Consider the following 12,360-nt stretch of genomic DNA (forward strand, 5'->3'; position numbering starts at 1 on the left):
TGTTCAGCAGGAGCCATTGGCCAACGCCGTGGCGACGTTGCGGGCGGCGTGCGCGCCCGTGTCCATCGCACCTTCGATCGCGCCAGCTTCTACGCCGGCAATGTCGCTGCCGGCGAAGTGAATTCGTCCGTGCGCCCGCCGCAGTTGCCGCGCGCCATTGGTGAAATGACCCGGCCGATGCAGCATGAACCCCCCTTTTGAGAACTCGTCGCTGACCCAGTCATGGCAGGCGGTCTCGAGCACTTCGATGTCGGGGGCGAACCCGCAGCGCACGCTGCACCGCTTGACGATCGGCCGCGTCGATATCGGCGCTGTTGGAGCACAGGCACATGATGAATGTGTCACCGTCGGCGTGGTATTCGACGCGTGCGGCGTTGACCGGGTTCTGGCCGACCGGCGTCATGATCTGAAAGGGTTCTAGCTCGCCCCTGGCCCGCACCCAGATTTTGGAGCCCATGATCGGGTTCTTCTCGTCGATCATGGTGCGCGCCGCCGGCGGGACGTCCGGAGTGATCATGATGTCGCCAAGCGTATTCAGGGGTAGTGCGATAACGGTTGCGCGAGCCCGGATGGTTTCGCCCGCCCGGGTGGTCACGGTGACGGCCGAGTCGCCGTCCGCGACGGACGCGACGGGTGTGGACAGGCGCAGTTTGGCGTTTGATTCGGCCAGGATGGCGTCGACGAGCCGCTTGGTGCCACCCTCGATCGGCCACGTCCCGGCGCTTTCGAAGAACGCCGCCCAACTGCCGAAGTAGGTCGCGACACAGGAAAGGAATTGCGCGACACCGTGTTCCCGGTAGTCAGTGACCAGCCCCGCCATTGCCCCGTCCAGCAGATCGCGCTCGTACGGGGAAAGCTTCAGCGAGTTGAGCCGGTCCGCGATCGTCTCCTTCTCGACAGCGCTGGTGTCGACCACCTCGATGTCAAAGGGCTGCGGGAAAGCTTCCCGCGCATCGGCGAAGAATCGATCCATCAACGGCGCGACCGCCGCGCCGTATTCCTCCGGCGTGCCCGAATGCACAGCGCCCTCGGCGAGCCAATACGCCTTCGTCGGCACGACGGGCAGCATCAGCGGAATGTCGTATCGCTGCAGCTCATTCCAGATGTTCGGCTGGGTCCAGTGCACGTAGGTGCCGCCGAACTCGACCTGGCGACCGAAAGCCTCGCCCGTATATGTGCGGCCACCCACCCTGTCGCGCGCTTCCAATAGCACCACCGAGTGCCCCTTAACGCTGAGGTCTCGTGCCGCGATGAGCCCCGCGAAGCCGGCACCGACCACCGCAGCGTCATAGCTTTTCGCCAAGGTCTTCTCCGTCAGATTTGGGATGGTCGGATTTGTAATCAAAGTCGAATCGTGTTTGAGTTTATGCATGGCAGTGGCTCCTGTCAACGCGCGATCGCCACGTGTTCGTCACTGAACGCATTCACAAGGCAATATGGTTGACCGCATGGCGGCAGACGTCGATATCGAAGCGTCCGGCCTGCTCGATGGCCTCGAGGGTGCCGCTCGCCAGGACCGCGTGGAGCTGATCAACTGGTTGCTCGACCGGGGCTTCAGTCTCGACCACATTCGTGAATCCGGCGCCGCACCCATGATGCTGCCCGCCTACCGTGTGCTCGGCGACGATGGAACGCTGGTCTCTGCACGCGAAATCTGTGAGTCAACGGGGATCGAGCTCGGTGTGCTGCAGCGCATGCAACGTGCCATTGGCCTGCCCCGGATCGACGACCCGGACGCGACCGTATTGCCACGAGCGGACGCCGAGGCAGTGAAACACGCCAAGGTCTTTCTGGATATCGGCTATGACCCCGAGGACGCGGCTGCCGTAATGAGGGTGCTCGTGGAAAGCCTGGGACATGCCGCAGCGATGATGCGCGAGGCAGCCCTCAAGACCTTGTTGCGGCCGGGTTCGTCCGAGATCGAGCTGGCCCAGGCAACCGAGCAACTGGCCCATGTGGCGGTGCCGTTACTGGCACCGATGATGGACGACCTGATGCGTCTGGAACTGCGTCATTCGGTCGAGAACGAGGCCGTCAACGCGGCGGAACGAGCCGCCGGGACGTTGCCTGGCGCGCGTCCTGTCACTATCGCGTTCGCCGATGTGGCCGGCTTCACCCGGCTCGGCGAAGCGCTGCCGCCCGAGGATCTGGAACGCGTGGCCAGCCGGCTCGCCGATTTGGCCCATGACGTCGTAGCAACACCGGTCCGGTTCGTCAAGTCGATCGGCGACGCGGTGATGTTGGCCTGCCCGGATCCCCGGCCACTGCTGGACGCGGTACTGGATTTAGCCGCTGCGGCGGCGAACGACTTGCCGCCCTTGCGGATTGGTGTCGCTTCGGGGTCAGCCGTCACCCGGGCGGGCGACTGGTTCGGCAGTCCCGTCAACCTGGCCAGCCGAGTCACCGCCGCTGCACAACCCGGGACGGTTTTGGCCGCCGAGTCGACGCGTGATGCGGTGGGCAATGTCGGTGACTTCGAGTGGTTTTCGATCGGCGCACGACGGCTGAAAGGTGTGCGCGCCGAGGTCAAGCTCTTCCGGATCCAACGCGCCGACAGCTGACCCGAGCTTATTGACAACGCCGTATTCGACAGCTTAATATCAAACCCGATTTGAGATCGAGTCGCTGTCACGTCGCCCTCCGAGCACGTCCCAGTGCAGGTATTCCAAGGAGGTCTGGGTGAAGACAACAGCCGCAGTGCTTTTCGAGGCGAGCAAGCCGTTCGAGATCATCGAACTCGACCTCGACGGACCCCGTGAGGGCGAAGTTCTGATCAGTTATACGGCAGCTGGCCTTTGTCACTCCGACCTGCACCTCACCGACGGGGATCTGCCACCGCGTTTTCCTATCGTCGGCGGGCATGAGGGCGCGGGGATCATCGAGGACGTCGGTCCGGGCGTCACGAAGGTGAAGCCTGGTGACCATGTCGTGTGCAGCTTCATCCCGAGTTGCGGTCATTGCCGGTATTGCTCCACCGGTAGGCAGAGTCTGTGCGACATGGGTGCGACGATCCTCGAGGGGTGCATGCCCGACGGCTCCTTCCGGTTCCACAGCGGGGGCCAAGATTTCGGCGCGATGTGCATGCTGGGAACCTTTGCGAAGAAAGCCACCATCTCACAGCACTCGGTCGTCAAGATCGATGATTGGCTGCCGCTCGAAACCGCGGTCCTGGTGGGCTGTGGAGTGCCGACCGGGTGGGGTAGTGCCACCTACGCCGGTGACGTTCGCGCGGGCGACATCACGGTCATCTACGGCGTCGGTGGTATCGGTATTAATGCCGTGCAGGGTGCGGCGCATGCCGGCGCCAAGTACGTCGTCGTAGTCGACCCGGTAGCGCTCAAGCGTGACACCGCGCTGAAATTCGGTGCGACACATGCTTTCGAGAGCGCGGCCGCGGCGGCCGCGAAGGTCACCGAATTGTCCTGGGGCCAGGGCGCGGACCAGGCGATTGTTACCGTCGGCATCGTGGACGAAGCGGTTATTTCGGCTGCGTTCGACGTGGTTGGCAAGGGCGGCACAGTCGTCGTGACGGGCTTGGCCGACCCGGCGAAGGCAACCATACATGTCTCCGGCGCCATGCTCACCCTCAACGAAAAGACCATCCGAGGAACTCTTTTCGGGTCGGCGAACCCGCAGTATGACATCGTGCGGTTGTTGCGGCTCTACGACGCCGGACAGCTGAAGCTCGATGAGCTCGTGACGACGAAGTACCGCCTTGAGGACGTCAACCAGGGCTACCAGGACTTGCGCGACGGCAAGAACATTCGCGGGATCATTATTCACTGACAGTGCCGGGCTCATTGGGAGCGATCGGTGGTGTGCAGCCAAGAGAACGGAGGGTTATGTCCCTTTTCGAAATCTCCGAGCGAGCCCAGCAGTACCAGACAGAGCTGCTGGAGTTCATGACTTCGCATGTGTACCCGGCCGAGGCCGTCTACGACCAACAGATGCGGGAAGCAGGCGATCCGCACTTCCATCCGCCCGTTCTGGAAGATCTCAAAGCAGAGGCGCGAAAGCGAGGGCTGTGGAATCTTTTTCACCCACACCCCCAGTGGGGCCCGGGATTGACCAACCTGGAATACGCGCCGCTGGCCGAGATCATGGGCCGCAGTCACATCGCATCTGAAGCGTGCAATTGCAGCGCGCCGGATACCGGCAACATGGAAGTCCTCACGCTGTTCGGCACCGACGAACACAAGGAGCGCTACCTCAAGCCTCTGCTGGACGGCAAGATCCGGTCGGCCTTCGCGATGACCGAGCCGGCGGTCGCGAGCTCGGATGCGACCAACGTCGAGATGTCGATGGTCCGCGACGGTGACGAGTATGTCCTCAGCGGACGAAAGTGGTTCGCGTCCAACGGCATGCACCGCAACTGCAAAGTGCTGATCGTGATGGGAAAGACAGATCCCGATGCGGCCCCGCACCGCCAGCAGTCGATGATGGTCGTGCCGATCGACGCTCCCGGCATCACGGTGCGGCGCAACCTACCGGTCTTCGGCTACCAGGACCGAGAAGGGCACGCCGAGATCGATTTCGACGACGTGCGAGTACCGGCGAAGGATGTGCTCAAGGGTGAGGGAGAGGGCTTCGCCATCAGCCAGGCCAGGCTGGGACCTGGTCGCATCCATCACTGCATGCGCGCAATCGGCATGGCCGAGCGGGCGTTAGAGCTGATGTGCAAACGAGCCCAGGCGCGCGTCACCTTCGGCAAGCCGGTCAGCGACAACGCCAATATTCGAGACTGGATCGCCGAGGCTCGCATCGATATCGAGATGATCCGCCTGCTCACGTTGAAGGCCGCGTATTTGATGGACACGGTCGGCAACAAGGAGGCTCGCACAGAGATCGCGGCTATCAAGGTGGCTGCGCCCGACATCGCGCTGAAGATCGTCGACCGGGCCATCCAGGTGCACGGCGGAGGCGGGGTCACCGACGACTTCCCACTCGCGATGGCGTGGGCGCACCTGCGCACGTTGCGGTTGGCGGACGGCCCCGACGAGGTGCACAAGCGGGCCATCGCCAAGCAGGAGTTGCGCAAGTACCGGGTAGGCGGGTCGGCGTGAGTCATGACTGAGACGCAGGGCGTTGTCGGCGTCGACCCGGATGCGGTGGCGCGGTGGCTCACGAAGCTGGGGCTAGAGGTGGAGACGCCACTGGATTTCCGGCGGATCGGCCTCGGCCAATCGAACCTGACGTACCGCGTCACCGATGCCGCGGACCACGCCTGGGTACTGCGCCGCCCACCGTTGGGTCATCTGTTGGCCTCGGCGCACGACGTGCTGCGGGAGGCCCGAATCATCGCGGCGCTAGAGAATACCGACGTGCCGGTTCCCCGAATATTAGGCACCACAACAGATTCGGAGTACTCCGAGGCGCCGCTGGTGTTGATGGAGTTTGTCGACGGCCGGGTAGTCGACACCATGGCCGTCGCGGAGGCGCTGACGCCGCAGCAGCGACGCCAGATCGCCCTTGACTTACCGCGCACCCTGGCCAAGATTCACGCCGTCGACCTCGCGGAGGTGGGCCTCGATGACCTGGCCAGCCACAAGCCCTACGCGCAGCGCCAGCTCAAACGGTGGGCCGGGCAGTGGGAACTGTCCAAGACGCGTGAGCTGCCCGAACTGGACGATCTCACCCGCCGTCTGGTGGCCGCCGCCCCGGAGCAAAGCGAAATCAGCTTGGTGCATGGGGATTTCCATCTGCGCAACCTGATCACCTCGCCCGAGTCCGGCGAGGTGGTAGCCACCCTGGACTGGGAACTGTCCACGCTCGGCGAACCGCTCGCCGACATGGGCAGTCTGCTCACCTACTGGCCCGAGCCCGGTGAGACGACGGGAGGTGACTTCGCGCCGTCCACGCTCGAAGGTTTTCCCGATCGTGCCGAAATGACTCGGCTTTACCTGGAAGCGACCGGCCGTGATCCGGCCGCTTTGCAGTATTGGCACGTATTGGGCCTGTGGAAGCTCGCGATCATCGCCGAAGGCGTCATGCGCCGGGCACGGGACGAGCCGCAAAACAAAGCTGCCGCAGGAACTCCCACCGTTGCGTGGATCGACGCGCGGGTGCACAAAGCAACCGAAATCGCCGACGCCGCAGGGATCGGTACCCGTTAGGTGGTCTCGGCCGTCGCCTCGACCAAGGTCGGCCGGGCTGGGCTGGGTTCGACGTTGGTCGCCTCCGGCACTTGGGGTTCCACCAGGTCCCGCACCGCCCGATGGGCGAGCCGGCCCGTCTGCACCCCGCCGAGAATCCGGACCGTGCCGCCCGTAGCGACGTGCTGCCGCTGCCAGTCGCTGATCGCCTGATGCGCAGCGTGGTCGAGGTAGTTTACCGACAGCTCGACGGTGACTATCGCGCCCCGCGGCACCGAAGCCAGCGCGTGCGTCAGCCGGGGCAGCGCCAGAAATGTGCAAGCCCCCTCGACGACCACATGCCACTCGTCGCCAACCTTTTCGGTCTGCACCCTGGCCCGTATCACCCGCCATCCGGTCATCGCGATGGCGAGGGCCAGTCCGATCATGACGCCGTGCAGGAGATTGAGGAAGATGACACAGACTACGGTCACCACATAGACGGCGAGATCGCCGTTGCGCAAAGCGGTTTCGACGTGCGCCGGCTTCAGCAGCTCGATTCCGATGACGATCAGCAGGCCTGCGAGCGCTGCGGTGGGAATCCGTTCGACCAACCCCGCGAAAGGCAGTGCAAAGACCAGGACCCATAAACCGTGCATGATTGTGGACGCGCGGGTCTTGGCGCCCGCATTGATATTTGCCGAGCTGCGAACGATCACACCGGCGATGGCCAAACCGCCGATGGCGCCCGACACCAGGTTTGAGGCGCCTTGTCCGATCAACTCGCGATTCAAGTCGGTGCGCGGTCCGTCGTGCATTCTGTCGGTCGCAACCGCGGTCAGCAGACTCTGGACGCTGCAGATGAGCGTGACGGTGATTACTCCGACGGCGATAGCTCCCCAGCTTCCGTGGGGCAACGTCGGCAGGTGAATCGCCTGCAGGATCGAGCCATCCAGCCTGATGCGAGACACGTTGAACGGAAACAACACCGAAACGACGGTCACGACCACGATGGCGACCAACGGCCCAGGAATGCGGGCAAGTTTGCGAGGGGCCTTGCGCCAGAGGACCATGATGGCGATCACAAGCAGGCCCAGGATGAGACCTGGCCGGTGGGCCCCGAGAACCTGTGCGGGCAGACCGGTGACGTTTTCCCAAGCGGTGCTTCGTGACTCGCCGCCGAGCAGCACGTGGGTTTGCTGCAGTGCGATCGTGATTCCGATGCCTGCCAGCATCGCATGCACGACGACGGGTGAGATGGCCAGGGCGGCTCGTGCAACGCGACTGAGCCCCAACAGGATCTGCATGACGCCTGCCAGCATGGTGATGAAACACGTCATCCCCCAGCCGAATTCGGCGATGAGGTCGGCGACGACGACGGTCAGACCCGCTGCGGGCCCACTGACCTGCAACGGCGACCCCCCGATGGCTCCGCCGACGATGCCCCCGACGATCGCGGCAATCAGCCCCGCGAGCACCGGTGCGTTCGATGCGATGGCGATTCCCAGTGACAGCGGGAGCGCGACCAGGAAGACAACCAGTGATGCGGGCAGGTCGTGGCGAATCACCGAGCGCAGGCGGTCTGTTCGCGACGCCGGGCGGGCTTCGACGTCTTGGTTGCCCGCCTCATAGGCGTGCTGCATTGATCGCTCCCTCGTTTGGTGGTAGGGGACGTTGCGATAACCGCATATCGTATGGCGGTAGGTCGGTGTAACCTGTTGGCGCACTGGCATTTACACGCAGCGCGAACTTCGTTGTCCGGCTGATAAACGCCTCGCCCCTTCATCCGAAGGTATGGGTGCTGTGCTGCCCGGTCAACTTGGCGGGCGGGGTGCATAGCGAATCCAAATCTTTCCGCGCGGCGAGCTGGGCCCCCTCCCTTTCGCGAGCAGACATAGAATCGCCTAAAAGACCGCGGTTTTGGGCGATTTTGCGTCTGCTCGGCCTATCTACCGCACGACCTCGCGGTGGCCGGCGTCCAATCGGCGGGTCCAGCCGCGTGCGTCCAGGTGTTCCAACAACGGGATCGCTACCCGCCGTGTGGTGGAAAGCGCCTGCCGCGCTTGGCTTGTGGTGAACGGCTGCTCGAGCCGCGCCAGCTCCCGCATGGCCAGCGCAGGTGCCGTGGGCAGCAGCACCACGCCGTCTCGCAGCCGCAGCACGCGGCCGGCGCGCTCGGCCGCAGCCAGTTCCCGCACACCAAGGTGCAGCGCCGACAGCTCGTAGGCCTCCGGCGCGCGGAACGGCTCGGCCCGCAGCCGGGTTTCCAGCTCGCCCACCGCCACTTCGGCGCGGCCGAGGTCGTCACGAGCACCGGCCACCCGGATATGGCCGCCATCCTGCTCGAGCCCGGCGTCGCGGGCGACTGCGTCGAGCAGCGCCTTATCGGGCAGCGCGAGCAGGTCACATGCCGCGCCGCGAGATAGCCCCGCAGCCAACGGGTCTCGGGTGTGCAGTTCGTCTACCGCTGCCCGCAATCGCTGCTGCCACGCGTCATACGCCGGCCGATGCACCCACCAGCCCCCCACCACCCGCACCTCGGCCGGCACGGACTCTCTTGACAATCCCAGCCGGCGAAGGTGGCTTTCGGGCACCGCACCCCGGCGGGCGACCTCTGCCACGACGTCACCGCGGGCGTCCATCGCGGCCAGCACAGCCGCACGGCGCGCGCTGTCGCCGCGCCGGCGCAACACCGGTGGATCGGCGTCGAGCACCTGAGCGCCGCCGAGCACTCCAGCGCTGCCAGGCACACGCCACACCAGCCGATCGCCGAGAACCAGCGGCAGTCGCCTGTCGAGGGTCAGTCGCCCGTGATCGTCGTCGAAAGGTCGCAGCCGCGCGGGCACAGCCGCTGTCCCGACGTGAACCACGATTTGCGTCGCGACCTCGGTCAACGGGCCGCCCGTAGTACGGCGCACATCGAGCGTGCGGGTGCTCGGCCAGGCGTCCGGAGTGACAAGGGCGTCACCGCGGTGGATCGCATCGCGTGAGACACCGCGCAGGTTCAGCGCCACGCGAGCCACCGGTCCGAGGGTGGCGTAGGGCTGGCCGCAGCTCTGCAGACCCCGGATAACCGCCGAGCGCATGCGCTTCGCGCCGACCACGTCCAGCCGGTCACCGCAGGCCACGGTGCCGGCAGCGAGCGTGCCGGTCACGACGGTGCCCGCGCCGGTGATGGTGAACGATCGATCCACCCACAGGCGCAACCGCGAGGTGGTGTCGGGGACCGGCAACCGATCCAGGACGCCGTCGAGGGCGGCCCGCAACTCGTCCAGGCCGGTGCCGTCGACAGCGGACACGATCACCCCGGGCGCATCCCGCAGACCCGTCTCGGCCAGCTCCGCACGCGCCTGCGCCAGAACCTCCGCCCCGCGCTCCGGCGCCCGGTCGGCGCGGGTGATCGCGATGAGGCCATGACGAATTCCCAACGCCGCGACCGCATCTCGATGGTCGCTGGATTGCGCTCGCCAACCCTCGTCAGCGGCAACGACGAAGCAGACCACCGGCGCCGGCCCGAGGCCGGCCAGCGTGTTGGCCAGGAAGCGCTGGTGTCCGGGCACGTCGACAAACGCGATCGAGCGGCCCGACGGCAGCGTCGTCCAGGCGAAGCCGAGGTCGATGGTCAGTCCCCGGCGGCGCTCTTCCTCCCACCGGTCGGGCTCCATACCGGTGAGGGCACGAATGAGGGTGCTCTTGCCATGGTCCACGTGGCCGGCGGTAGCGATGACGTTCCGGACGGGCACGATCTAGCGGTCCGTGCCTAACGCTGCGCGTACAGCGTCCAGCAGGCGATCGTCGTCGGACTCGGGTATACAGCGCAGGTCCAGCAGGCAGGCGCCGTCGTGCACCCGCGGCAGCACTGCGGGATCCCCCGCGCGCAGCAGGGCGGCGGCGGACTCGGGGAGCCGTACCGCCCATCCGGGCAGGGGAACGCCGGGCGCTCCCCCGCCACCGATCCGCCCGTCGTGTGCGACGACGGGCGCGCCGACCGCCGCGGCCAGCCGCTCGGCCCGGGCGCGCAGCCGTTCGGGATCGGCGTGCAGGGACTGCGTCACCGGCGATACCCCGGCCCGAACGGTCGCCTCGAGCGCGGCCAGGGTGAGTTTGTCGGCGCGCACGGCGCGTGCCAGCGGATGCCGTGCCATCCGGGCCACTACGTCCGCGCGGCCGAGCACCACACCAGCCTGGGGCCCACCGAGCAGTTTGTCGCCGCTGGCGGTCACGACGTCGGCGCCGTCGGACAGCGCGGTCGCGGCGTCGGGCTCGTCGGGCAGCAACGGGTCGGGCGCGAGCAGTCCGCTGCCGAGGTCGGCGACCAACGGCACCTCCCGCTCCGCGGTCAACGTCCGAAGCTCGGGCAGCGAGACGCTGGCCGTAAAGCCTTCCACCCGGAAGTTGCTCTGGTGCACCTTGAGCACGCACCCGGTCTGCGGGCCGATCGCCTCCGCATAGTCCTTGAGATGCGTGCGGTTGGTGGTGCCCACCTCACGCAGCCGGGCACCGGTAGACGCGATCAGGTCGGGCAGCCGGAACCCGGCGCCGATCTCGATCAGCTCGCCACGGCTCACCACGACCTCTCTGGCGCCAGCTAGCGCGGTGGTCGCCAGCACCAGCGCCGCGGCGCCGTTGTTCACCACCAGCGCGTCCTCGGCTACCGGACAGGCGGTGAGCACGGCCTCGCGCACAGCGACGCCCCGCTTGGAGCGGGTGCCGGTGGCCAGGTCGAGTTCGACGTCGACGTAGCCGCTAGCCTCGACCAGCGCTTCGACCGCGCCCGCGGCCAGCGGCGCACGGCCCAGGTTGGTGTGTACGACGACGCCGGTGGCGTTGAGAACCGGCTTCAGTGACGTGGTGGTGCGGGCGGCCAGGGACGCCAGCACGCCGTGCTGCACCTGGTCGGGCGCCAGGTCACCGCGCCGGGCCTGGTCTTGGATATCACGCACCACCGATCTGACGACGTGCTCGCCCAACCGCGCCCGCGCGCGCTGCACCGCCGGCAGCGCGAGCAACTGATCCGTGCGCGGAATCAGCCGGCGCGGGTCGACCTGCGTCACGTTCCTCCTCGGTCTCGTCCCCTCGGTCTCGTCGGCCCCTCGGTCTCGTCGGCAGAGGGTGGCGGAGACGGACGGGAATCGAACCCGCCAGACCGAGCTGCTCGATCTCACCGGTTTTGAAGACCGGGGGGACCACCAGGAACCCAAACGTCTCCATCGGTAAACCTAGCTTCCAGCACCGCGAAAGTGCGATTGGCGACGCGTTTGCCGAGTGGCGCCGTCGGTAGTTGCACCTTCGCGGACACGTACGCTCGGCCCATGTCCCAGACGCGGCTCACGGGGTATGCGCACGGCGGCGGCTGCGCGTGCAAGATACCGCCCGGCGAACTCGAAGAGGCGGTGCGTGGCCTGGTCGGGCAGCCGAGCGAGAACGTCCTCGTCGGGCTCGACGACGGCGACGACGCGGCCGCGGTGCTGGTCGGCGACCTGGCGGTGCTGTCGACGGCGGACTTCTTCACGCCGGTCGTCGACGACGCCTACGACTGGGGCCGCATCGCCGCGGCCAACGCGCTGTCCGACGTGTACGCGATGGGCGGACGCCCGGTGGTCGCGATCAACCTCGTCGGGTGGCCGCGCGATCTGCTGCCGCTCGAGCTGATGACGGAGGTGCTGCGCGGGGGACTGGCGGTGGCGTCGGAGGCGGCCTGCCCGGTGATCGGTGGCCATTCCATCGACGACCCGGAACCGAAGTACGGCATGGCCGTAACCGGAGTCGCCGATCCCGGCAAGCTGCTGCGCAACGACGCCGCCGAACCGGGTCTGCCGCTGACCCTCACCAAGCCGCTCGGTGTTGGCCTTCTCAACAACCGGCACAAGCAGACCGGTGAGGTCTTCAAAGAGGCGATAGCAACCATGACCCAGCTGAATCGCGACGCTGCCACAGCTGCGGTGGCCGCCGGCGTGCGCGCGGCCACCGACGTGACGGGGTTCGGTCTGCTCGGACACCTGCACAAAATGTGCCGGGCCTCCCAGGTAGGGGCGGTCGTCGAGCGTGCCGCGGTGCCGGTGCTCGACGCCGCGCGTGAGGCGCTGCGCGACGGGTACGTCTCGGGCGGCACCCGACGCAATCTCGACTGGGTGCGCCCGCATCTACGGCACAACGTCGCTGAGGACGACCTGCTACTGCTGGCCGACGCCCAGACCTCGGGCGGCCTGCTCGTCGTCGGCGAGATACCCGGCTATCCCGTGATCGGCCACACCGTCGCGGGCGCAGGCATCGAGATCCGCTGAACCCC

The 12,360-nt window shown here is 66.6% G+C and carries 10 protein-coding genes and 1 tRNA gene; 5 read left to right on the forward strand and 6 right to left on the reverse strand.

Translation table 11 applies throughout. The features are described from left to right. Positions 1–3: 3 nt before the first annotated feature. Together A5791_RS27180 and A5791_RS10065 are read right to left on the reverse strand one after the other, a co-directional pair. Entirely contained in the window at positions 4–243 is a 240-nt protein-coding gene (locus A5791_RS27180; protein WP_231995847.1) for an FAD-dependent oxidoreductase, read from the reverse strand. Then, positions 221–1,345, reverse strand: coding sequence for an NAD(P)/FAD-dependent oxidoreductase (locus A5791_RS10065; RefSeq protein ID WP_231995848.1), 1,125 nt, complete (start codon positions 1,343–1,345; stop codon positions 221–223). The genes A5791_RS27180 and A5791_RS10065 overlap by 23 nt, the downstream gene beginning before the upstream one ends. Positions 1,346–1,448: 103 nt before the next feature. Here A5791_RS10065 and A5791_RS10070 point away from each other — a divergent pair, with 103 nt between their 5' ends. From A5791_RS10070 to A5791_RS10085, 4 genes are all read left to right on the forward strand, one after another. Beyond that, complete coding sequence (locus tag A5791_RS10070) at positions 1,449–2,561, forward strand: adenylate/guanylate cyclase domain-containing protein (protein ID WP_067235255.1); 1,113 nt, start codon at positions 1,449–1,451, stop codon at positions 2,559–2,561. A 118-nt stretch (positions 2,562–2,679) separates the two neighbouring features. Continuing rightward, positions 2,680–3,786 (forward strand): NDMA-dependent alcohol dehydrogenase, encoded by a 1,107-nt coding sequence (locus A5791_RS10075; protein ID WP_067234834.1) that lies wholly within the window; start codon positions 2,680–2,682, stop codon positions 3,784–3,786. 56 nt (positions 3,787–3,842) lie between these two features. Then, positions 3,843–5,063, forward strand: coding sequence for an acyl-CoA dehydrogenase family protein (locus A5791_RS10080; RefSeq protein ID WP_067234851.1), 1,221 nt, complete (start codon positions 3,843–3,845; stop codon positions 5,061–5,063). 3 nt (positions 5,064–5,066) lie between these two features. Next, the gene (locus A5791_RS10085; RefSeq protein WP_067234862.1) at positions 5,067–6,113 is read left to right on the forward strand and encodes a phosphotransferase family protein; all 1,047 of its coding nucleotides are present in this window, start codon (positions 5,067–5,069) and stop codon (positions 6,111–6,113) included. On the opposite strand, the gene A5791_RS10090 is transcribed toward A5791_RS10085, so the two are convergent. From A5791_RS10090 to A5791_RS10105, 4 genes are all read right to left on the reverse strand, one after another. Continuing rightward, positions 6,110–7,714: a SulP family inorganic anion transporter gene (locus A5791_RS10090; protein ID WP_082966847.1), complete on the reverse strand. Its 1,605-nt coding sequence runs from the start codon at positions 7,712–7,714 to the stop codon at positions 6,110–6,112. The genes A5791_RS10085 and A5791_RS10090 overlap by 4 nt on opposite strands. Before the next feature lie 306 nt (positions 7,715–8,020). Next, on the reverse strand, positions 8,021–9,814 hold the full coding sequence (gene selB / locus A5791_RS10095; protein WP_067234865.1) for a selenocysteine-specific translation elongation factor: 1,794 nt from the start codon (positions 9,812–9,814) through the stop codon (positions 8,021–8,023). Between the two features lie 3 nt (positions 9,815–9,817). Then, a complete protein-coding gene (gene selA / locus A5791_RS10100) occupies positions 9,818–11,125 on the reverse strand; it encodes an L-seryl-tRNA(Sec) selenium transferase (protein WP_067234867.1) in 1,308 nt (435 codons plus the stop codon). A 59-nt stretch (positions 11,126–11,184) separates the two neighbouring features. Next, positions 11,185–11,280 (reverse strand) — tRNA-Sec (locus tag A5791_RS10105). Between the two features lie 103 nt (positions 11,281–11,383). Here A5791_RS10105 and selD point away from each other — a divergent pair. Beyond that, positions 11,384–12,355: a selenide, water dikinase SelD gene (gene selD, locus A5791_RS10110; protein WP_067234869.1), complete on the forward strand. Its 972-nt coding sequence runs from the start codon at positions 11,384–11,386 to the stop codon at positions 12,353–12,355. The last annotated feature ends 5 nt before the right edge of the window (positions 12,356–12,360 follow it).

Origin of the sequence: Mycobacterium sp. 852002-51163_SCH5372311 (assembly GCF_001667115.1) — a bacterium.
Lineage (GTDB): Bacteria > Actinomycetota > Actinomycetes > Mycobacteriales > Mycobacteriaceae > Mycobacterium.

Excerpts from the sequence above, each read along its gene's own strand:
- A5791_RS10085 (WP_067234862.1), top strand. The coding sequence starts at position 5,067 with ATGACTGAGACGCAGGGCGTTGTCGGCGTCGACCCGGATGCGGTGGCG.
- A5791_RS10090 (WP_082966847.1), bottom strand. The coding sequence starts at position 7,714 with ATGCAGCACGCCTATGAGGCGGGCAACCAAGACGTCGAAGCCCGCCCG.
- A5791_RS10080 (WP_067234851.1), top strand. The coding sequence starts at position 3,843 with ATGTCCCTTTTCGAAATCTCCGAGCGAGCCCAGCAGTACCAGACAGAG.
- A5791_RS10070 (WP_067235255.1), top strand. The coding sequence starts at position 1,449 with ATGGCGGCAGACGTCGATATCGAAGCGTCCGGCCTGCTCGATGGCCTC.
- selD (WP_067234869.1), top strand. The coding sequence starts at position 11,384 with ATGTCCCAGACGCGGCTCACGGGGTATGCGCACGGCGGCGGCTGCGCG.